This window comes from Paracoccus benzoatiresistens (assembly GCF_026913015.1).
Classification (GTDB): domain Bacteria; phylum Pseudomonadota; class Alphaproteobacteria; order Rhodobacterales; family Rhodobacteraceae; genus Paracoccus; species Paracoccus benzoatiresistens.
In genome coordinates this window covers 338,905-358,549 of sequence record NZ_JAPTYD010000001.1, presented here as the reverse complement: position 1 = coordinate 358,549, position 19,645 = coordinate 338,905, and the positions used below count along the sequence as shown (strand labels likewise).

Sequence of the window (19,645 nt, the reverse complement as noted above, 5' to 3'; positions counted from 1 at the left end):
TCAGTAGACGTAGACGGGCGTGCCGATTGGCACCTGCTCATAAAGCGCCATCACCGCCTCGTTGCGCATCCGCAGGCAACCGTTCGACACGGCGCGGCCGATCGAATTCGGCTCGGTCGTGCCGTGGATGCGGATTGCGGTATCCTGGCCCTTGTCGTTGTAGAGATACAGCGCCCGCGCCCCCAGGGGGTTCTGCGGGCCGCCGGGCATCCCGTCGGCCCATTTGCCGTATTGCTGCGGCTTGCGCTTGATCATCTCGGGCGTCGGGGTCCAGGACGGCCATTCGACCTTGCGGCCGACGGTGGCGCGGCCCTTCCAGACCAGCTCGGCCGTGCCCACGGCCACGCCATAGCGGACCGCCCGGCCCGGCGCGGTCACGTGATACAGGAAGAAATCCTTGCTGACCACGACGATGCTGCCGACCTCGAAATCCTCGCGGATCGAAACCTCGGTCGGGGCATAGGGATCGCGCGCCACGGGTTGCGCAGCCTCTTGCGAGAAGGCAAGCGAGGGGGCGAAATAGGCGGCGGCCATCAGCGGCACGGCCAGCGACATCAGCTCACGGCGGTTCATGGTGATCCTGTCAATCTCGTGTTCTTCTGCTCTGTCCTGCCCATAACAAGGGACAGGCTCTTGTTGCAACTCACGACAGCGTTTCGCGTTCACTTCGCCCTTGACCCTGCGCCCCCCGGGGCACATCTGTAGGACATGGCACCCGTCCTGCGCCCTTGCTGCCAACGAAAGCGCCGCACCCTGCGTCGGCCGGCGCATCTGTGCCGGGGGCGCGGCGACCGCGCCTGCCGTTGCCACCAGGACGCGCGCCCGGCAGTGGCCCGTCCCCGCCATGTGCTTCGCCCGGACCCCCGCGCGCTGATTGCGGCACAGTTCCCGCAGCAAGCCCCCATGCGCCCGCAGGCGCCGCCCCGTTTCCTGAAACCGTCCTGCACCCTTCGCACGATTTCAGGAAACCGCCATGACCATTCACTCCGCTGACCTGCCCGTTGCGGCAAGTCCATCCGACCTGACCACCACCCGCCTGACCATCGAGGGCATGAGCTGCGCCGCCTGTTCCGGCCGGATCCAGCGCGCGCTGTCCGCCCGTCCCGACGTGACCGATGCGCAGGTGAACCTGCTTGCCGGCACGGCCAGCATCCGCCACGCCGCCGGCCTGTCGCCCGCCGACCTGGCCGCGGCTGTGACAAAGCTTGGATATCCTGCCAGCATGCCGCAGGACGCCGCGCCCAGGGCGAGGGACGACGAGGCCGCCAGCCTGAAGCGCGCCTTTCTGACCGCGCTGGCGCTGACCCTGCCGGTTTTCGTCGCAGAAATGGGGGGACACCTGTTCCCCGCCTTCCATCACTGGCTGCACGGGCTGGCCCTCACGGCGCCCCTGCTCTGGGCGCAGATGATCCTGACCGCCGCCGTTCTGGCCGGGCCGGGGCGGCGCTTCTTTGCGACCGGCGTCCCTGCCCTTCTGCGCGGCGGACCCGAGATGAACAGCCTTGTCGCGCTTGGCGCGGGCGCGGCGTTTCTCTATTCGGCGGTCGTGGTGCTGCTGCCCGGCCTGATCCCCCCGGCCTCGCGCCATGTCTATTTCGAGGCGGCGGCAGTCATCGTTACCCTGATCCTGATGGGGCGCTGGCTGGAAGCGCGGGCCAAGGGACAGGCAGGCGCCGCGATCCGCGCGCTGGTCGAGCTTGCGCCCGAGCGTGCCACCGTCCTGCGCGACGGCAAGCCCGCCAGCATTGCCGTGGCCGATCTGTGGCCGGGCGACCTGGTGCTGCTGGCCCCGGGCGAGCGGGTCGCCGTGGACGGGGTCATCACCGAAGGCCGGGGTCACATCGACGAATCCATGCTGACGGGCGAACCTATCCCGGCCGAGAAGTCGCCCGGCGATCCGGTCACCGGCGGCACGGTGAACGGGACCGCCGCCCTGACCTATCGAGTGACTGCCACTGGGGCAGACACGACGCTGTCCCGCATCGTCCGCATGATTGAAGGCGCGCAGAACGCCCGCCTGCCGGTCCAGGCCCTGGTGGACCGCATCACCCGCATCTTCGTGCCGGTGGTGATGGGGCTGGCGGTGCTGGCCTTCCTGCTGTGGCTGGCCTTCGGTCCCGACCTTGCCCATGCGGTGGTGGCGGGCGTGGCGGTGCTGATCATTGCCTGCCCCTGCGCCATGGGGCTGGCGGTCCCCGTCTCGATCATGGTCGGCACCGGACGCGGCGCGCAACTGGGCGTGCTGTTCCGCCGGGGCGAGGCCTTGCAGCGCTTGTCGAATGCCCGCCTGATCGGCTTCGATAAGACCGGCACGCTGACGCGCGGGCATCCCGAACTGCTGGCGATCCACGCGGATGGCATCGCCGACACCGAAGCCCTGCGCCTTGCCGCAGCGGCCGAGGCGCGGTCCGAACACCCGCTTGGCGCGGCCATCGTCGCCGGGGCCGGGGCGCGCGGCCTGGACCTGCCGCCCGCCAGCGAGGTGAAAGCCACCGCCGGGCGCGGCTTGTCGGCCTTGGTCGAGGGTCGGAACCTGCTGATCGGCAACCTTGCCGCGCTGACCGAGTCCGGGATCGATCCCGCCCCTGCCCTGCGCAACGCGGCAGAGGCCGCCGCCGCCCAAGGCGCAACCCCCGTGCATCTGGCCGTCGATGGCCGCCATGTCGCCAGCTTCGCCCTGGCGGATCCGATCCGGCCCGAGGCTGCGGACACCGTCGCCGCCCTGCACCGCATGGGCCTGCGGACCGCGATGCTGTCGGGCGACATTCCGGCAACCGCGCGGGCAGTCGGCCAGCGGCTGGGGATCGACGACGTGCAGGCCGGGCTGATGCCGGGCGACAAGCTGGCGGCCATCGACGGGATGGGCGCGGGATCGGTCTTCGTGGGCGACGGCATCAACGACGCCCCGGCGCTGGCCGCGGCGGAAACCGGCATCGCCATCGGCACCGGCACCGGCATCGCCATTGAATCGGCCGATCTGGTGCTGATGTCGGGCGACCTGTCGGGCGTGACGCGGGCCATCCGCCTGTCGCGCGCGGTGATGCGCAACATCCGCCAGAACCTGTTCTGGGCCTTCGCCTACAATACCGCGCTGATCCCGGTCGCCATGGGCGTGCTGGTGCCCTTTGGCGGGCCGCAACTGTCGCCCATGCTGGCGGCGGGGGCGATGGCGCTGTCCTCGGTCTGCGTGGTCGGCAACGCCTTGCGGCTGCGGACGGTGCGATGATCGGGCGGCGCGGCCTAATGGCCGCGGCGGGGGCGATGGCGCTGGCCGGCGCCTCGGCGCCGCGCCCCCGCGTTCTGGCCTTCGGGGACAGCCTGTTCGCGGGCTATGGCCTGGGGCGCGGCCAAGGGATGGTGCCGCAGCTGCAAGCCTGGCTTGACCACGACGGCACCCCCGCGACGGTGATCCCTGCGGCGCTGTCGGGCGATACCACTTATGGCGGGCGGGCGCGCATCGGGTTCTCGTTGCGCCGTCACCGCCCGGATGCCGTGATCGTCGAGCTTGGCGGCAACGACATGCTGCTGAGATGGAGCGCGTCACGCGCCGAGGCCAACCTGGACGCGATCCTGACGCAGGCAGGGGCAGGCGGACGTCCGCTGCTGCTGGTCGGCCTGAACCCCATTCCGGGCAAGGCCGCCTGGCGGCAATCCTGGAAGGCGATCTGGCCCCGCCTGGCCGGACGCCACCGCGCGGTGCTGCTGCCCGACCTTTATGCGCCGATCGCCGCGCTGCCCCGGTCCCGGCGTCGCGGCTATCTGCTGGACGACGGCATCCATCCAAATGCGGCGGGCATCAGGCTGATGGCCGCCGCGCTTGGACCGAAGGTCAGGCAGATGCTGGGCTAGTGGCCCTGGTGGTCCCCGTCACCGCCGTGACCTTCGGCGGCCTCCTCCGTGCGGTCATTATCCAGCGCGGCTTGGACCTGCTGCGTTCCGCAGTCCCCGAAATCCAGTGTCAGCATCATGCCGTCGCCATCCGCCAGGGGCTTGGTCAGCCCCATCAGCATCACGTGGTCGCCGCCCCGCGCCAGCGCATGTTCGCCGCCGGCCGGAATGGCGATGCCGCCCTCGATCTTCTGCATCTTCATCATGCCGTCCTGTTCGGCATGGGTGTGCAGTTCGACCCGCTCGGCCGCATCGGAGGAAACCCCGGTCAGGCGGCAGTCGGTTCCGCCATGATTCTCGACCACCATGAAGGCGGCGGCCGTCTTGGGATTGGCGCTGCGGACATAGGCGTCGCGGATCTCCAGCCCGTCCTGCGCCATGGCCATGGCGGGCGTCACGACCGCCAGCGCGGCCAGGATCATGCGGATCATTGTCTTGTGGTCCTTCCTTTGCAAGAGGCGTCACCTCGTGGCGCGACCATCACCGAAGGTCGCCCGGAAGGCAACGGACATGCAAAAGCCCCGCCGCGCGAACGACGGGGCATATTGCCGCAGTCGAAGACTGGATCAGGCCTGCTGAGCGTCAGCCTTGGCGATCTCGCGCTTGATCTTCAGCGCGCGGTCCGACAGCTCGGTGTCCTTGGCCTTGGCCAGGAAGGCGTCCAGCCCGCCACGGTGATCGACCGAGCGCAGCGCCGCGGCCGAGATGCGCAGCGAATAGCCGCGGTTCAGTTTTTCCGACAGCAGCGTGACCTCGTTCAGGTTCGGCAGGAACCGGCGACGGGTCTTGTTGTTGGCGTGGCTGACATTGTTACCGGTCATCGGGCCTTTGCCGGTCAGTTCGCAGACGCGCGACATGGTGTTGATCCTTCGTCTTTGCTATGCGGGCGGCCCCGGCAAGGGTTCCGGCCCAATGTGAAAGGGCGCCGCGAGGCAGCGCCCGGAATTCCGTTTGCGCGTCCCTAATGGAAGCCGCGCAGGCCGTCAAGCCCAATCAGGCATAGCCGCGTTCGATCGCGATCAGCTTTTCCTTGCGCCACAGCCCGCCGGCATAGCCCGTCAGCGTGCCGTCGGCGCCGATCACCCGGTGGCAGGGCACGACCAGCGCGATGCGGTTCGTGGCATTGGCGCGGGCCACGGCGCGGATGGCCGTGGGCCGGTCGATGGTTGCCGCAAGCTGGGCATAGCTGCGCGTCTCGCCCGCCGGAATCGCCTGCAGGGCACGCCACACCTGCTGCTGGAAGGGCGTGCCGTGCAGGGTGACGGGAACGTCCAGGCGCCGCGCCCGCCCGGCGAAATAGGCGGCAAGCTGCGCCTCTGTCAGGTCATGGACGGGCGTTCGGCCCAAGCCCACGCGGCCGCCCACATGCGCGGACAGGCGGCGCAGGCCATCAGGCAAGGCCTTGCGGTCGATGAACTCCAGCAGGTGCAGCGCCCGGTCGTCGGCAATGGCGATCATGCCGCCCAAGGGCGTGTCGATCCAGTCGGCCAGCAGGTCCGAACCCTGCCGCATCTGGTGCGGGGCATGGCCGAACAGCCGGCCAAAGGCCGTCCGGAAGCCCGAGGCCGAATCGAATGCGGCCTCCAGTTGCGCTTCGATCATGGTCGATCCTTTCGTCAGGCTGGCCATGCCGCCCCGCAGGCGGGCGGCTCGGGCCATCTCCAGGAAGCTTTGCCCGAAATGCCGCTTGAAGGCGCGGCGCACGGTCGAGGGATCATGTCCAAGCGCCAGCAGGTCGGATTCGGACCAGCGGTGGTCGGGGCGTTCCTGCAACCGTGCCATCAGGTCCCGGACCAGGGGATCGCCTTCCGCACTGGGGCCAAGCGGATGGCAGCGGCGGCAGGGACGGAAACCCGCCGCCTGCGCGGCCTCGGCCGAGGCGAACCAGCGGCAATTCTGCGGCAGCGGCTTGCGGGCCGGGCAGGTCAGGCGGCAGAAGATGCCGGTCGTGGTGACACCGACCAGGGCGCGGCCCTCGAATGCCGGATCGCGGGCCAGCAACGCGTCATAAAGCGTGTCGTGATCGGGCAGATCCAGCATGGCATTCCCCTTCTCCATGACCTGACCCTAGCCGATTCGGCGCCGCCATGGGGCGCGAAATCGGGCGTCTAATCCGCGTGGCGGGACAGCCAGTCCAGCATGTCGCGTGCGGCCTCGGCAGGGGCCTTGCCGCCAGCGGCCACGGCGTCGCCCAGCCGGGCCAGCCGGTCGCGCGCGGCGGGCGTGTCCAGCCGCGCCAGCAAGCCCGCGCGCACATCGGCCAGGAACCATTGCCGCACCTGTTCCGCGCGGTTGGCCGCGAAATGCCCGTGGTCCTGCCGCCATTGCGCCAGCGCCTGCATCTCGTCCCAAGCCTTTGCCAGACCGCCCCCGGTTGCCGCCGACACGGGCAGCGCCTTCGGAAAACCCTGGGGGTCCTGCGGACGCTTTCTCAGCAGCCGCAGGGCGCCGGCGTAATCGGCCACCGTGCGGCGCGCCGTGGCCAGCAGATCGCCATCGGCCTTGTTGACCAGGATCAGGTCGGCCATTTCCATGATGCCGCGCTTGACGCCCTGCAACTCGTCGCCCCCCGCAGGGGCCAGCAGCAGGACGAACAGGTCGCACATCTCGGCCACCAGCGTTTCGGACTGGCCGACGCCGACGGTCTCGATCAGCACCACGTCGAAGCCCGCGGCCTCGCACAGGCGGATCGCCTCGCGCGTCCGCCGCGCCACGCCGCCAAGCTGCGCGCTGGAGGGCGTGGGACGGATGAAGGCCATCGGATTGCGCGACAGCGTTTCCATCCGCGTCTTGTCGCCCAGGATGGACCCGCCCGATCGCGCGGACGAGGGATCGACCGCCAGGACGGCGACACGCAGCCCCTGGTCGGTCAGCATTGTCCCGAAGGCCTCGATGAAGGTGGACTTGCCGACCCCCGGCGTCCCGGAAAGCCCGATCCGCAACGCCTGCCGGTCGGGCAGGTCCGCCAGCAGGGCGACGGCGCGGGCGCGATGATCCGGGCGCGTCGATTCGATCAGCGTGATCGCCCGCGACAGGGCGCGGCGATCCTTGGCGATCAGCGGTTCCAGAAGCTCGTCCATGAGTGAAGGGATATGGGGCCGGGGGATGATTGCCAAGCCGTCGCATGGACCCGATAATGCCGCCCATGACCCGTTTCCTTGCCGCCCTCGCCCTGGCCGTGATTGCCGCCCTCCCCGTTGCTGCCGGCCCCCTGCGCCTGCTGATGGTGGAAAAGGAGGGCTGCGTTTATTGCGCGGCATGGGACCGCGCCATCGGGCCGGGCTATGCGGCATCCGACCCGGGCCGGGCGGCGCCGCTGGAGCGGGTGGACATCCACGGCCCCTATCCCGACGGCCTTGCCTTGGCGCGGCGGCCCTTCGTCACCCCGACCTTCATCCTGCTGGATGGCGGATCCGAGGTCGGGCGGCTGGAGGGCCACATGACGGCCCAGCAGTTCTATCCGGCGCTGGCTGATCTGCTGGCGCAGGCGGGCCGCAGCTGACGCGCAAAATTCCGCGCCGGGCTTCCGCCGGCCAGCGGCATCGGCTAGTCACCGGCCAGCATTCTTTCAGCGACGGTGACGATCATGCATGACATCCGTGCCATCCGGGAAAATCCCGCAGCCTTTGACGCCGCCCTGGCGCGGCGCGGGCTGTCGCCCATGTCGGACCGCGTCCTGTCGCTGGATGCCGACAGGCGGGCCCGGATCGTCGCGGCGGAAACCGCGCAGGCCGACCAGAACCGCGCCAGCAAGGAAGTCGGGGCTGCCAAGGCGCGCGGTGACGATGCGGAATTCGAACGCCTGCGCGCGCTTGTCGCGGAAAAGAAGGCGGACGTGACAAAGCTGCAGGCCGAGGCCTCGCTTCTGGACGGGCGCCTGCGCGACCTGCTGATGGAGATCCCGAACCTGCCCCTGGACAGCGTCCCCGACGGAAAGGACGAAGCCGACAACGTGGAACTGCGCCGTTGGGGCAGCCCGCGCGCCTTCGACTTTGCCCCGGTCGAGCATTTCGAGATCGCGGGCGTCAAGACTGGCATGGATTTCGAGACGGCTGCGAAACTGTCGGGCAGCCGCTTCGTGGTCCTGAAGGGCGGCGTGGCGCGCATCCACCGGGCCTTGGCGCAGTTCATGCTGGACCTGCACGTCACCCGGCACGACCTTCAGGAAACCTGGACCCCTGTCCTTGTGCTGGAAAACATGATGGTCGGCACCGGCCAGCTGCCGAAGTTCGGCGAGGACAGTTATCTGACGCGGGAAGGCTACTGGCTGATCCCGACCTCCGAGGTGACGCTGACCAACACCGTCAACGGCGATCTGGTGGACCATGCCACCCTGCCCCGCCGCATGGTCGCCCACAGCCAGTGCTTCCGGTCCGAGGCCGGCAGTGCGGGCCGCGACACCACCGGGATGCTGCGCCAGCACCAGTTCGAGAAGGTCGAGATGGTCTCGATCACCGACGCCGACACCGGCGTGGCCGAACACGACCGCATGACCCGCTGCGCCGAGGCGGTGCTGGAGGCGCTGGAGCTGCCCTATCGCACCATCGTCCTTTGCACCGGCGACATGGGCTTTGGCGCCCGCATCACCCATGACCTCGAGGTCTGGCTGCCCGGCCAGGACAAGTATCGCGAAATCAGCAGCGTCAGCTATTGCGGCGATTTCCAGGCGCGGCGGATGAACGCGCGCTATCGGTCCGAGAAGACCGGCAAGCCGGAGTTCGTCCATACGCTGAACGGATCGGGTCTGGCCGTGGGCCGCACGCTGATCGCGGTGCTGGAGAACGGCCAGCAGGCCGACGGCTCGGTCCTGCTGCCTGCCGCGCTGCACCCCTATCTGGGCGGCGCGACGAAGCTGCGGGCAGATGGCGGGCTGGCCTGACCACGGACCATTGAATCTGCCTTTGCGGCCGTTTTCCCGAAACTGCGCAAGCGATCCGGGCGTTGGCCCGCATGGCACGAGTGGCAGAGATCCTGTATCTGGGTTCAGCGGTGATCTTTGTCGCCAGCGGCGCTGTGCTGGCGACCCTGGGGCACCCTGCAGCCCAGATCGCAGCCCCGATCCTGCCCATGTCCTATCCTTACAGCTCGCTGGAACTGACTCCGGCCCTGCCCGTGGCAACCTTGCCGCAGCTTTATGTCCAGCCGCAGAACCCGCTGATGTGGGCGCTGCTGATCGCGCTGTGGCTGCTGCTGCTGGGGGATGCGATCGGGCAATATCTGGATCCCTCGGACGGGGGCGATGATCCCGCCTGGCTTCCGCTGAGCCTGGCGCTGCTCTGGGGGGCGCTGTGGCCCTGGCTGGCGGGGGTCAACAAGCCCCTGGCGACGCTTGGCGCGCTGCTGATGCTGACCGCCGCGCTGTCCGGCGCCATCCGCGCGCGCGGCCAACTGCGTCCCGCGCCCGGCTTCCTGGCGGGATGGAGCCTGGCGCTTGGCACGGCGACGCTGGCCAGCCTGATCGGCGCGCCGCTGGACCTGACCACGCCGCAGACGGCGATCCTGGCGATCCTGCCCGGTGCGGTCATCGGGATGATCGCGCAGGGACGGCTGGCGGGAAAGGTCGGCTTTTCGCTGGCGATGATCTGGGCCTTCTGCGCGGTGGCGGTGACGACCATGGCCAGCAGCCCCGGCGTGGCCCTGGCCGCGATCATCGGCATATCGGCCATGGGTGTCGCCCTGGTGCGCGCGGCGACCTGAGGGCAGATCAAGGCTGATCTGGTGCCATCCGCCGATCCGGCGAAGGTCAAGCCATAAATGCGGGGTGACAAGGTTTCCGATGGCACCGTCGCACGCAGGCGGGGAAACGGGCCGCCGTTCCTTGTCCCGCCCCAGCCGGTGGTTTCACCCTTCCTTGGGCTTCTGCCGGTTCTTGTGCTTGGACAGCGCGCCCGACTGGTTGATCTTCTTCGCCTTGTCCCTGTAGGGATTCTCGCCCCCCTGGTCGCGGAAGAACAGCCGGATCGGCGTGCCCGGCATGTCGAAGTCCTGCCGCAGCCCGTTGACCAGGTAACGCTGATAGCTGTCGGGCAGCTTGTCGGTATGGGTTGCCTTGACAATGAAGGCCGGCGGCCGGGTCTTCACCTGCGTCATGTAGCGCAGCCGGATGCGGCGCCCGCCCGGCGCGGGGGGCGGATGGCTTTCGGTCATCGCCTCCAGCCAGCGGTTCAGCCGCGCGGTCGAGATGCGGCGGTTCCAGACCTCGTGCGCCTTCAGGATTGCCGCATGCAGCCGGTCCAGCCCCTTTCCGGTGCGGGCCGATACCGTGACAAGGGGCGCGCCCTTCAATTGCGGCAGCAGCTTCTCGAAGCTGGCGCGCAGCTCGTTGAGCTTGTGGGGCTTGTCGTCCTCCAGATCCCACTTGTTCGCGGCGACGACGACCGCGCGGCCCTCGGTTTCCGCGAAATCGGCGATGCGCAGATCCTGCTGCTCGAAGGGGATGGCCACGTCCAGAAGGACCACCACGACCTCGGCAAAGCGGACCGCGCGAAGGCCGTCCGCCACCGACAGCTTTTCGACCTTGTCGGTGACCTTGGCGCGCTTGCGCATCCCCGCCGTGTCGAAGATCCGCATGGGCGTGCCCATGAATTCCGTGCTGACACTGATCGAATCGCGGGTGATCCCGGCCTCGGGGCCGGTCAGCAAGCGGTCCTCGCCGATGATCTTGTTGATCAGCGTGGACTTGCCCGCATTCGGACGCCCGATCACCGCCAGTTGCAGCGGGCGCGCGGCCGAGGGACGCCAATCCTCGGCACCCTCGCCGGTTTCGGCATCCTCGTCAGACAGATCCACATCCGTTTCAGCCGCCACGGGGGCGGGACGTTCGGCCTCGATCTGGTCGGCCAAGGGGGCCAGGACCGCATAAAGGTCGTCCATCCCCTCGCCATGCTCGGCCGAGATGCGCAGCGGCTCGCCCAGGCCAAGGCCATAGGCCTCCATCGCGCCGGATTCGCCCGCCCGCCCCTCGGCCTTGTTCGCGGCGACGATCACGTGCTTCGCACGGCGGCGCAGGATGTCGGCGAAATATTCGTCGGCAGCCGTCACCCCCACGCGGGCGTCGATCACGAACAGGCAGATGTCCGCCTCGTCCACGGCGCGCTCGGTCAGGCGGCGCATCCTGCCCTGCAGGCTGTCATCGTCGGCCATTTCCAGCCCGGCGCTGTCGATCACGACAAAGCGCAGGTCGCCCAGCCGGGCCGCGCCTTCGCGCAGGTCGCGGGTCACGCCGGGCTGGTCATCGACCAGGGCCAGCTTCTTGCCGACAAGGCGGTTGAACAGGGTCGATTTGCCGACATTGGGCCGACCGACGATCGCAAGGGTGAAGCTCATCGGAATGCATGCAGTTGGCCGCCACGCGAGACGACATAGATCGTCTGCCCTGCGACGGCGGGGGCGGCGGCGGCACCGCCGGGAATTTCAGCCTGACCGACCAGGCTGCCGGAGTTCGGATCGAACACCCGCATCACCCCGTCGGACGAGACCACGAACAACCGCCCCCCGGCCAGCACCGGGCCGAAATGGGCATGGATGCGGTCCTGCCTGCGGATCCGCTCGGTCGTGTAATAGGGCAATTGGACGCGCCAGATCACGCCGCCGGTCGCGGCGTCCAGCCGGATCAGCTCGGCCTGGTCGTTGACCGCGAAGACCGACCCGCCCGCCACGACGACCGGGCTGTTGGCGCCGTCCTTCGCGGACCAGGCCTCGATCCCGCTTTCCAGCTCGACCGCGTTGATGCGCCCCGAGGACGTGCCGCCATAGACCATCCCGCCCGAGATGACCGGATCGCCGGTCACGTCGCGGATATTGGCGACGGCACGGCCGATCCGCATCCCGGCGATCTGCGCCGTCCACAGCGTCGCGCCCGTTTCCCGGTCCGCCGCCAGCAGTTGCCCGGACGCAAAGGGGAAGATCACCGTATTGCCCTGGATCGCCGGGACCGAGACACCCATCACCCCCGCGGACGAAGGCGTGCCCGAGGTCTGCCACAGCACCTTGCCGTCCGCGGCGCGGACCGCCCAGCCGACATCGTTGCGGCCCAGCACATAGACGACGCCGTTCTGCACCGCAGGCCCGCCGCCGATCGGCGCATCGACGCGCTGGCGCCACAGGATGCCACCCGAGGCCGCGTCCAGCGCGACCAGTTCGCCAAAGCCGCTGGTGACATAGACGCGCCCGGCCTCATAGGCGATGCCGCCGCCCGAAACGCTGTCGCGGGTTTCCAGGGCGGGGGCGATGTCGCTGGTCCAGGCGACGGCGCCGCCGGTGGTGGTCGCGGTCACGCGCGTGCGGCTGTCCAGCGTGAAGACCAGCCCGCCCCCGACCACGGGATCGGCGCTGATGCGGTGCCGCTTGCCGCTGCCCTGGCCGATATCGGCCGTCCAGATCCGGGTCGTGCCCGCGCCAACCGCCAGGTGGCCCGGCTGGTGCGCCGCATTGCCGGCGCGATGCGTCCATTCGGCATTGGTCACGGGCCCGGCAAGCCGCAGCGCGGTCGATGCGACGGGCGCCGGGCCTTCCACGGCCGGCCCGTCCGGCGATGTCACGGCCAGCGGGTCCAGTCTCTGCCCCGGCAGGATCGTGTCCCTTTCACCGCAGGCCCCAACGCCAAGCGCGGCCGCCAGGGCCAGGGTCAATCGCAGCGTGGCGGTCATCCTCGCCTCTCCCTCGTGTCTTTCATTGGCCGGCGGGCGATCAGCCGGCGGGCATGCTTTCGGTGGCGTCGGGCTCGACGCCCAGGGCGATCATCATCTCGGACAGGCGCAGGCGCAAGGCTTCGCTGAGACCGTCCTTCTGCTGGATCTGGCGAATCAGGGTGATCGCATCCTCGGTCCGGCCGGCGCCGACCAGGGCGATGGCCTTCTGTTCCAGCGCCAGCAGCTCGAAGGGCGCGCCGGCGCGCGACAGGCCCGACAGGATCCTGTCCCGCTCGGCCGGGTCCATGCCGTCGCCCTGCAGCATCACCAGCTTCAGCTGCGCCAGATCATGCAGAACCGTGCCGGAGGCCGCGTCGCCCGCGACATTGCGCAGCGCGCCGACGGCGGCATCGGTGCCGGCCTTGTCCGACCAGGCCCCCGCCGCCAGCAGCGCGGCCAGCATGCGGCGCCCGTCGGCGCCCTGCGGATCGACCTGCATGATCGCCGCCGGATCGCCCGAGGCCTCGGCCGCCAGGATCGCATCGCCCCAGGCCTGCGCCTGCGCCTCGGCCCGCGACTGGCTGTATTCGCGCCAGATCACGCCCGCGACGATGCCCAGGATCACCAGACCGGCCACCCATCCCCACCGGCGGAACAGCCGGAACAGGCGTTCGCGCCGCAGGTCGTCGAAGACCTCGTCGATGAAATTGTCGTTCTGGTTGGCCATGCCCGCCTTCCGCAGCTTTTCTTGCGCCATGTCTTATACCGGCGCGGCGGGGAAAGCCAATGCCACGCTTGGCGCAAAGGAAAAGGCCCGGTCGCATATGCGCCGGGCCTTTCGATGATGTGAACAGGATCACATGCGCGAGGCGACGTTTTCCCAGTTCACCAGGTTGTTGAGGAAGTTTTCCAGGTATTTCGGACGCGCGTTGCGGAAGTCGATGTAATAGCTGTGTTCCCACACGTCGCAGCCCAAGAGCGCGGTCTGGCCGTGGCAGAGCGGGTTCACGCCGTTCTCGGTCTTGGTGACTTCCAGCCCGCCATCGGCGTTCTTGACCAGCCAGACCCAGCCCGAGCCGAACTGGCCCACGCCGCCTTCGGTGAACTTCTTCTTGAAGTCATCGACCGAGCCGAAGGATTCGGTGATCGCACGCTCCAGTTCCGACGGCATGGCGCCCGGCTTCGGTGCCATCATTTCCCAGAACTGCGCATGGTTCCAATGCTGGCTGGCATTGTTGAAGATGCCGTTCTGCGCGACAGCGCCCTTCTGGTAGGTGCCCTTGACGATGTCCTCCAGCGACTTGCCGTCCCATTCGGTGCCCGCGACCAGCTCGTTCAGCTTGTCGACATAGGCCTTGTGGTGCTTGTCGTGGTGGTATTCCAGCGTTTCCCTGGACATGCCGCCTTCGGCCAGTGCGTCGTGCGCATAGGGAAGATCGGGAAGCGTGAAAGCCATTTTCTGTCCTTTCGTAAGGGGTTGGACCTTGGGTCGGGGGCACAGTCCCGCATTAGCTGGAACAACGCAAGGGGTTCCGGCCTCGTTGCGGAGACGCTAGCGCGCGGCCAGCTGGCTGCGGGGAAATGCCGCGTTTTCAAGGATCATGCGCAGGTAATCCGCCGTCGAGCGGAAGCCGATCAGCCGGAAGCCGCCGGGGATGCGCCACAAGGCCGCCGCGGTCTGAGCCGCCCGGCTGCGGCGCAGGCCGTCGGGCGGCAGCTCGTCCAGATCGACCGGCATCAGCTTGCGGATAACATCATCCGCATGGCGGCCGGTCACGTCAAAGACCGCGCGCGCGTCCGAGACATCGACGACCAACGCATGCTCGCCCGCAAGGGCATCCGTCAGCGTGGCAAGCGCTTCTGCCCGTTCCGCGGCGGGCAGCACCAGCAGCAGTTCGTCGGGCGACATCCAGCCCAGGGCGCGGCGGCTGCCATCCGTCACGATCCGGGTCATGCCGGGAACGGCCAGGCCCGCGGCCTCGGCAATCGCGTCGCCCGCGCGCTGCAGGTCGGCGCGGATCGAGACCATGCCCAGGCCCGTGACGCGGGCGATATGTGCCAAGGCTTCAGCCATTCAGACGGGTTCCTTCCTTGTCGTAGAAGACCGGATCCACGATCCGCGCCTTCATCACCTCGCCCGAGGGCATGGGGAATTCCAGTTCCTGCCCCATGCGCGCGGGGCCGTGGCGCACCAGCCCCATGGCGATCGGGCGGTTCAGCGTGGGCGAATGATAGCTGGACGTGACGCGCCCCTGCGTCTTGCGCTGGCCGTTCGCGTTCACGCCCGGCTCGACCGCATAGGCCCCGTCGGGCAGGACGCGGCCGTCGAGGCTTTCCAGCCCCACCAGTTGCCAGCGGCTGCCATCCTTCATGAAGCTGCGCGCCTGCGCGCGCTTGCCGATATAGTCCGGCTTCTTCTTCGAGATCGCCCAGTGCAGCCCCAGATCCTGCGGGATCACCGTGCCGTCGGTTTCATCCCCGATCATGATGAAGCCCTTTTCGGCACGCATGACATGCATCGCCTCGGTCCCGTAGGGGGTGATGTCCAGGTCGCGGCCCAGGTCGTGCAGCTGCTCCCAGAGCGCCAGCCCGCGACCCGCAGGCACGGCGATCTCGTAGGACAGCTCGCCCGAGAAGCTAATGCGATAGACGCGCGCGGGAATGCCCGCCAGCTCGCCCTCGGCCCAGGTCATGAAGGGCAGCGCCTCCTGGCCAAGATCGATGGTGCCCGGCAGGCGCTGCAACAGCTCGCGCGCCTTGGGCCCGGCGACCGCGATCTGGGCGTATTGCTCGGTCAGGTTGGCGGTATAGACCTGCCAGTCCCACCATTCGCATTGCAGCCAATCCTCCATGTGCCCGTGGATGCGGTCGGCCCCGCCGGTCGTGGTGTGGCAGAGCCATGTGTCGGCGGACAGCCGCGCCACGACCCCGTCATCCATCAGGAAGCCGTTCTCGTTGCACATCAGCCCATAGCGGCATTTGCCGACCGGCAGCGTAGACATCATGTTGGTATACATCATGTCCAGGAACCGCCCGGAGTCCGGCCCCTTGACGATGATCTTGCCCAGGGTCGAGGCGTCCAGCGTTCCCACCGACTTGCGCACCGCGAGGATCTCGCGGGTGACGGCGGAATGCCGGTCCTCGCCCGCGCGGGGATAGCTGTAGGGGCGGCGCCAGTGGCCCACGGGCTCGAAGGAGGCGCCGTTCCGGACGTGCCAGACGTGGATCGGCGTCTTGCGCAACGGCTGGAAGGTATCGCCCTTGGCCTCGGCCGCGATGGTGCCAAGGGTCAGGGGCGTATAGGGTGGGCGGAAGGTGGTGGTGCCCGTGGCCTCCAGCGGCTGGTTCAGGGCGTTCGACAGCACCGCCAGGCCGTTGATGTTGCTGACCTTGCCCTGGTCGGTCGCCATGCCCAGCGTGGTATAGCGCTTGGCATGTTCGACGGAGGCATAGCCTTCGCGCGCCGCCAGTTCCACGTCGCTGACCTTTACGTCGTTCTGGAAATCCAGCCACATCTTGGCGCGCAGCCTGTAGGCCGCGTTTTGCGGCATCACCCAGACAGGCATGGTCGCGCCCTCGGACCGTTCCAGATCCCCCGCGCAGCGCAGGTCGCCATTGGCGGCGCCCAGGACCGTGACCATGCTCTTGCCGTCCGTGCCCAGGGGCGGGCGGGTGGGGTCGGGGCGGAACATGGCTTCGGGCTCGTCCCAGGTCAGCCTGCCGCCGCAATGGCTGTAAAGGTGGACGACCGGAGACCAGCCCCCCGACATGGCGACCACGTCGCAATCGAGGGTGGCGGTGACGCGGCCATTGCCCGCCTGATCGCAGATCGCCACGCCTTCGACATGGGTGCCGCCCTTGACCTTGGCGATGGCCTTGCCGGTCATGACCGGGATGCCCGCCGCGCGCACCGCCTGCGGCAAGTCGCCCTTGACCTGCGACCGGGCGTCGATCACGGCCACGACCTCCAGCCCCGCCGCTTGCGCGGTCAGCGCGGTGCGATAGGCGTCGTCGTTGTTCGTGACCACCACGATCCGTTGGCCCGGCGCCACGCCGTAATCGACGATGAAATCGCGCACGGCAGAGGCCAGCATCACCCCCGGCACGTCGTTGCAGGCAAAGGACAGCGGACGCTCCAGCGCGCCGGTCGCGCTGATCACGTGGCCCGCGCGGATGCGCCACAACCGCTGGCGCGGGATGCCCTGGTTGGGGTCGTGATCGGCGAGCGCCTCGCGCGCCAGCAGATAGCCGTGGTCGTAAAGCCCCGTCGCCATGGTGTTGCGGCGCAGGGTGACGTTGTCGCGGCCGCGCAGGTCGGCCAGCAGGGCATCGATGGCGGCCTGGCCGCCGTCGTGGTCGATGGGCGTGCGCCCGCCCCAGACCGGGTTCTGTTCCAGCACGATCACCCGGCCGCCCTTGTCCGCCGCATCCCGCGCCGCCGTCAGCCCGGCAATGCCGCCGCCGACGACGACCACCTCGGCAAAGGCATAGGCCTGTTCATAGCGGTCGGGATCGGGATCGACCGGCGCCCGGCCAAGCCCCGCGCTGCGGCGGATGATCGGCTCGAACACATGCTTCCAGAAGGGGCGCGGATGGATGAAGGTCTTGTAGTAGAAACCGGCGGGAAACAGCGGCGACAGCCAGTTGTTGATCGCGCCGACATCCGCGTCCAGCGAGGGCCAGCAATTCTGGCTGCGCAGCACCATGCCCGCGACAAGCGCCGTGGTGCTGGCGCGCTGGTTCGGCTCGAACCGGCCGCCCTGGCCCAGGCCGAAAAGCGCGTTCGGCTCCTCGGCGCCCGAGGCGAGGGGTCCGCGCGGGCGGTGATACTTGAAGGACCGGCCCATCAGCATCTGGCCGCTGGCCAGCAGGGCGGATGCCAGCGTGTCGCCCTGCACGCCGCGCAGGTGGCGGCCGTCGAAGCGGAAGGCAAGCTGGAAGGCGCGGTTGATCAGGCGACCGCCGCGGGCCAGGCGGAAGGGGGGCGTATGGCTCATGCGACCACCGCCTCGGATGCCTGGGGCCAGTCGGGCACCCATTCGGCGCGCGCCTGCCGGGCATTCGCGACGATCTCGTCCGTGGCATGCGCCGTCTGCGCCTTGTAGGTGCCATAGACCTGCATCGTGTGGGTATCGCGGGCGGCAAGGAACCACTTGTTGCAGCCATAGGCATGGCGCCAGCGTTCGAAATGCACGCCCTTGATGTTCTTGCGCGCGAACAGATAAGCCTCGAATTCCTCGGCCGTGCCCTTGGGGCCGATCCGTTTCAGATGCGCCTCTCCTCCGGGGGACAGTTCGGTTTCCTCGGCTTTGACGCCGCAATAGGGGCAGGTCAGGATCAGCATCGCGCTCTCGACGGACAAGGGACGGGAAATGGCGAAAGCCACCCGTGCGCGATGGCGACGGGTGGCCTGGCGGCGAAGGCCGGGGGCTTGCTGCCCCCGGACCCCCGCGGATATTTGCCTGAAGAAGAAGCCCGCCGGTCGGTGCCGGCGAGGCGTGGATCAGTTGGCCGGCGCCGGGGTTGCAGGTGCGGGGGCGGGCTCGGCAGGCTCGACCTCGACGGCTTCGTCGGTCGTTTCGGTCGTCGTTGTTGCAGGGGCGGTCGTGGTCGCGTCGCCCGTTGCGGTCGCGTCGGTCGCGGCATCGTCGCCGCCCGACATGAAGAAGAACAACAGCGCCACGACAACGACGATGGCACCGATGATAATATACATGCGATTGCTGTTGGGTTCGGCCATTCTCGTCCCTTTCGATTCAATCTCTGGCAACCGGACAATGAGGCCGGCGCCCCTTGGGTTCCCCGAAATTTCCGTGCGGTTTCAATCATGGCTAATGTGCCACACCTGCCGCGACGGATTCGTCGATGAATCGCCCCTCGCGGAAGCGGTTCATGCCGAAGGCGGCGGCCAGCGGGCCGGGCCGGCCCTGCGCGATCAGTTCCGCCATGGCCCAGCCCGAGCCGGGGATGGCCTTGAAGCCCCCCGTGCCCCAGCCGCAGTTCACGAAGATGTTGCCGACCGGGGTGGCGGACAGGATCGGCGACCGGTCGCCCGTCATGTCCACGATCCCGCCCCATTGCCGCAGCATCTTCAGGCGCGAGATCATCGGGAAGGTCTCGATCAGGGCGCGCACGGTTTCCTCGATATGGTGCCAGGAACCGCGCTGCGTGAAGGCGTTGTAGCTGTCGGTGCCACCGCCGATCACCATCTCGCCCTTGTCGGACTGGGACATGTATCCGTGGACGGTGTTGGCCATCACCACCACGTCCATGCAGGGCTTGATCGGTTCGCTGACCATCGCCTGCAAGGGCACGCTTTCGATGGGCAGGCGGAAACCCGCCATTTCCGCCAGCTGGCTGGAGTGGCCGGCCACGACCAGGGCCAGCTTCTCGCAGCCGATGCGGCCCTTGGTGGTGCTGACCGCCTGGACCTGGCCGTTCGCGGTCTCGATCCCGGTGACCTCGCAGGTCTGGATGATGTGCATGCCCATGTCGCTGCACGCCCGCGCATAGCCCCAGGCCACCGCGTCGTGCCGCGCCGTGCCGCCCCGCGCCTGGTACAGCCCGCCCAGCACCGGATAGCGCGGCCCGTCGATATTGATGATCGGCACGATCTCCTTCAGGCGCTTCGGCTCGATCCATTCGGTCGAGACGCCTTGCAGGTTGTTGGCATAGACCGTCCGCTTGTAGCCCCGGACCTCGTGTTCGGTCTGGGCCAGCATGATCAGCCCGCGCGGGCTGAACATCACGTTGTAGTTCAGGTCCTGCGACAGGTTCTCGTAAAGCTTCAGCGCCTTGTCATAGATCGCCGCCGAAGGGTCCTGCAGATAGTTCGACCGGATGATCGTGGTGTTGCGGCCCGTGTTGCCGCCCCCCAGCCAGCCCTTCTCGATCACCGCGACATCGGTGATGCCGAAGTTTTTGCCCAGGTAATAGGCCGTCGCCAGCCCATGCCCGCCCGCGCCGACGATCACCACCTTGTAGCGCTCGCGCGGTTCCGGGCTGGCCCAGGCACGGTTCCAGCCCTGGTGCTGGCGCAGCGCTTCGCGCGCGATGGCAAAGACCGAATAGCGGCCGGAACGCGGTGACGGCATCAGAACCCCCGTTGACTCGGGCCTCAAGATGCC

The 19,645-nt window shown here is 68.5% G+C and carries 19 protein-coding genes; 5 read left to right on the top strand and 14 right to left on the bottom strand.

Going from position 1 to position 19,645, the window contains the following annotated elements:
• Nucleotides 1–573: a L,D-transpeptidase gene (locus OU682_RS01850; protein ID WP_268940348.1), complete on the bottom strand. Its 573-nt coding sequence runs from the start codon at nucleotides 571–573 to the stop codon at nucleotides 1–3.
• 400 nt (nucleotides 574–973) lie between these two features.
• Between OU682_RS01850 and OU682_RS01845 the strand changes: the two genes are divergently transcribed.
• Entirely contained in the window at nucleotides 974–3,226 is a 2,253-nt protein-coding gene (locus tag OU682_RS01845) for a heavy metal translocating P-type ATPase (RefSeq protein ID WP_268940347.1), read from the top strand.
• A complete protein-coding gene (locus OU682_RS01840) occupies nucleotides 3,223–3,849 on the top strand; it encodes an arylesterase (RefSeq protein ID WP_268940346.1) in 627 nt (208 codons plus the stop codon). The genes OU682_RS01845 and OU682_RS01840 overlap by 4 nt, the downstream gene beginning before the upstream one ends.
• Here the strand turns inward: OU682_RS01840 and OU682_RS01835 are convergent.
• The 4 genes from OU682_RS01835 to meaB all read right to left on the bottom strand — a co-directional run bounded on the left by OU682_RS01835 (nucleotide 3,846) and on the right by meaB (nucleotide 6,968).
• Nucleotides 3,846–4,319, bottom strand: coding sequence for a copper chaperone PCu(A)C (locus OU682_RS01835; RefSeq protein WP_268940345.1), 474 nt, complete (start codon nucleotides 4,317–4,319; stop codon nucleotides 3,846–3,848). The genes OU682_RS01840 and OU682_RS01835 overlap by 4 nt on opposite strands.
• Nucleotides 4,320–4,454: 135 nt before the next feature.
• The gene (gene rpmB, locus OU682_RS01830; RefSeq protein WP_268940344.1) at nucleotides 4,455–4,745 is read right to left on the bottom strand and encodes a 50S ribosomal protein L28; all 291 of its coding nucleotides are present in this window, start codon (nucleotides 4,743–4,745) and stop codon (nucleotides 4,455–4,457) included.
• A 136-nt stretch (nucleotides 4,746–4,881) separates the two neighbouring features.
• Nucleotides 4,882–5,946 carry a bifunctional transcriptional activator/DNA repair enzyme AdaA gene (locus tag OU682_RS01825; RefSeq protein WP_268940343.1) on the bottom strand — a complete coding sequence of 355 codons (1,065 nt, stop codon included), beginning with the start codon at nucleotides 5,944–5,946 and terminating at the stop codon, nucleotides 4,882–4,884.
• A 50-nt stretch (nucleotides 5,947–5,996) separates the two neighbouring features.
• Nucleotides 5,997–6,968, bottom strand: coding sequence for a methylmalonyl Co-A mutase-associated GTPase MeaB (meaB, locus tag OU682_RS01820; protein WP_268940391.1), 972 nt, complete (start codon nucleotides 6,966–6,968; stop codon nucleotides 5,997–5,999).
• 65 nt (nucleotides 6,969–7,033) lie between these two features.
• Between meaB and OU682_RS01815 the strand changes: the two genes are divergently transcribed.
• From OU682_RS01815 to OU682_RS01805, 3 genes are all read left to right on the top strand, one after another.
• Nucleotides 7,034–7,390, top strand: a complete 357-nt coding sequence (locus OU682_RS01815) for a thioredoxin domain-containing protein (protein ID WP_268940342.1) — start codon at nucleotides 7,034–7,036, stop codon at nucleotides 7,388–7,390.
• Between the two features lie 84 nt (nucleotides 7,391–7,474).
• On the top strand, nucleotides 7,475–8,767 hold the full coding sequence (serS, locus tag OU682_RS01810; protein WP_268940341.1) for a serine--tRNA ligase: 1,293 nt from the start codon (nucleotides 7,475–7,477) through the stop codon (nucleotides 8,765–8,767).
• 71 nt (nucleotides 8,768–8,838) lie between these two features.
• Nucleotides 8,839–9,585: a hypothetical protein gene (locus OU682_RS01805; protein ID WP_268940340.1), complete on the top strand. Its 747-nt coding sequence runs from the start codon at nucleotides 8,839–8,841 to the stop codon at nucleotides 9,583–9,585.
• Between the two features lie 144 nt (nucleotides 9,586–9,729).
• Here OU682_RS01805 and der read toward each other — a convergent pair whose 3' ends face one another.
• From der to OU682_RS01760, 9 genes are all read right to left on the bottom strand, one after another.
• Nucleotides 9,730–11,214, bottom strand: a complete 1,485-nt coding sequence (der, locus tag OU682_RS01800; protein ID WP_268940339.1) for a ribosome biogenesis GTPase Der — start codon at nucleotides 11,212–11,214, stop codon at nucleotides 9,730–9,732.
• Nucleotides 11,211–12,536: an outer membrane protein assembly factor BamB family protein gene (locus OU682_RS01795; protein WP_268940338.1), complete on the bottom strand. Its 1,326-nt coding sequence runs from the start codon at nucleotides 12,534–12,536 to the stop codon at nucleotides 11,211–11,213. The genes der and OU682_RS01795 overlap by 4 nt, the downstream gene beginning before the upstream one ends.
• Before the next feature lie 40 nt (nucleotides 12,537–12,576).
• Entirely contained in the window at nucleotides 12,577–13,275 is a 699-nt protein-coding gene (locus OU682_RS01790) for a tetratricopeptide repeat protein (RefSeq protein ID WP_268940337.1), read from the bottom strand.
• A 99-nt stretch (nucleotides 13,276–13,374) separates the two neighbouring features.
• Entirely contained in the window at nucleotides 13,375–13,974 is a 600-nt protein-coding gene (locus tag OU682_RS01785; protein WP_268940336.1) for a superoxide dismutase, read from the bottom strand.
• A 96-nt stretch (nucleotides 13,975–14,070) separates the two neighbouring features.
• The gene (locus OU682_RS01780; RefSeq protein ID WP_268940335.1) at nucleotides 14,071–14,592 is read right to left on the bottom strand and encodes a sarcosine oxidase subunit gamma; all 522 of its coding nucleotides are present in this window, start codon (nucleotides 14,590–14,592) and stop codon (nucleotides 14,071–14,073) included.
• Nucleotides 14,585–17,515 (bottom strand): sarcosine oxidase subunit alpha family protein, encoded by a 2,931-nt coding sequence (locus OU682_RS01775; protein ID WP_268940334.1) that lies wholly within the window; start codon nucleotides 17,513–17,515, stop codon nucleotides 14,585–14,587. Before OU682_RS01775 ends, OU682_RS01780 begins: the two co-directional genes overlap by 8 nt.
• The gene (locus OU682_RS01770; protein ID WP_268940333.1) at nucleotides 17,512–17,862 is read right to left on the bottom strand and encodes a sarcosine oxidase subunit delta; all 351 of its coding nucleotides are present in this window, start codon (nucleotides 17,860–17,862) and stop codon (nucleotides 17,512–17,514) included. Before OU682_RS01770 ends, OU682_RS01775 begins: the two co-directional genes overlap by 4 nt.
• A 159-nt stretch (nucleotides 17,863–18,021) precedes the next feature.
• Nucleotides 18,022–18,258, bottom strand: coding sequence for a hypothetical protein (locus OU682_RS01765; protein WP_268940332.1), 237 nt, complete (start codon nucleotides 18,256–18,258; stop codon nucleotides 18,022–18,024).
• A gap of 91 nt (nucleotides 18,259–18,349) precedes the next feature.
• Nucleotides 18,350–19,612: a sarcosine oxidase subunit beta family protein gene (locus OU682_RS01760; RefSeq protein WP_268940331.1), complete on the bottom strand. Its 1,263-nt coding sequence runs from the start codon at nucleotides 19,610–19,612 to the stop codon at nucleotides 18,350–18,352.
• Between the last annotated feature and the right edge of the window lie 33 nt (nucleotides 19,613–19,645).

What these genes read in the sequence shown, in the direction of transcription:
- OU682_RS01850 (WP_268940348.1), bottom strand. Translation starts at nt 573, where the DNA reads ATGAACCGCCGTGAGCTGATGTCGCTGGCCGTGCCGCTGATGGCCGCC.
- OU682_RS01845 (WP_268940347.1), top strand. Translation starts at nt 974, where the DNA reads ATGACCATTCACTCCGCTGACCTGCCCGTTGCGGCAAGTCCATCCGAC.
- OU682_RS01840 (WP_268940346.1), top strand. Translation starts at nt 3,223, where the DNA reads ATGATCGGGCGGCGCGGCCTAATGGCCGCGGCGGGGGCGATGGCGCTG.
- OU682_RS01835 (WP_268940345.1), bottom strand. Translation starts at nt 4,319, where the DNA reads ATGATCCGCATGATCCTGGCCGCGCTGGCGGTCGTGACGCCCGCCATG.
- rpmB (WP_268940344.1), bottom strand. Translation starts at nt 4,745, where the DNA reads ATGTCGCGCGTCTGCGAACTGACCGGCAAAGGCCCGATGACCGGTAAC.
- OU682_RS01825 (WP_268940343.1), bottom strand. Translation starts at nt 5,946, where the DNA reads ATGGAGAAGGGGAATGCCATGCTGGATCTGCCCGATCACGACACGCTT.
- meaB (WP_268940391.1), bottom strand. Translation starts at nt 6,968, where the DNA reads ATGGACGAGCTTCTGGAACCGCTGATCGCCAAGGATCGCCGCGCCCTG.
- OU682_RS01815 (WP_268940342.1), top strand. Translation starts at nt 7,034, where the DNA reads ATGACCCGTTTCCTTGCCGCCCTCGCCCTGGCCGTGATTGCCGCCCTC.
- serS (WP_268940341.1), top strand. Translation starts at nt 7,475, where the DNA reads ATGCATGACATCCGTGCCATCCGGGAAAATCCCGCAGCCTTTGACGCC.
- OU682_RS01805 (WP_268940340.1), top strand. Translation starts at nt 8,839, where the DNA reads ATGGCACGAGTGGCAGAGATCCTGTATCTGGGTTCAGCGGTGATCTTT.
- der (WP_268940339.1), bottom strand. Translation starts at nt 11,214, where the DNA reads ATGAGCTTCACCCTTGCGATCGTCGGTCGGCCCAATGTCGGCAAATCG.
- OU682_RS01795 (WP_268940338.1), bottom strand. Translation starts at nt 12,536, where the DNA reads ATGACCGCCACGCTGCGATTGACCCTGGCCCTGGCGGCCGCGCTTGGC.
- OU682_RS01790 (WP_268940337.1), bottom strand. Translation starts at nt 13,275, where the DNA reads ATGGCGCAAGAAAAGCTGCGGAAGGCGGGCATGGCCAACCAGAACGAC.
- OU682_RS01785 (WP_268940336.1), bottom strand. Translation starts at nt 13,974, where the DNA reads ATGGCTTTCACGCTTCCCGATCTTCCCTATGCGCACGACGCACTGGCC.
- OU682_RS01780 (WP_268940335.1), bottom strand. Translation starts at nt 14,592, where the DNA reads ATGGCTGAAGCCTTGGCACATATCGCCCGCGTCACGGGCCTGGGCATG.
- OU682_RS01775 (WP_268940334.1), bottom strand. Translation starts at nt 17,515, where the DNA reads ATGAGCCATACGCCCCCCTTCCGCCTGGCCCGCGGCGGTCGCCTGATC.
- OU682_RS01770 (WP_268940333.1), bottom strand. Translation starts at nt 17,862, where the DNA reads ATGCTGATCCTGACCTGCCCCTATTGCGGCGTCAAAGCCGAGGAAACC.
- OU682_RS01765 (WP_268940332.1), bottom strand. Translation starts at nt 18,258, where the DNA reads ATGGCCGAACCCAACAGCAATCGCATGTATATTATCATCGGTGCCATC.
- OU682_RS01760 (WP_268940331.1), bottom strand. Translation starts at nt 19,612, where the DNA reads ATGCCGTCACCGCGTTCCGGCCGCTATTCGGTCTTTGCCATCGCGCGC.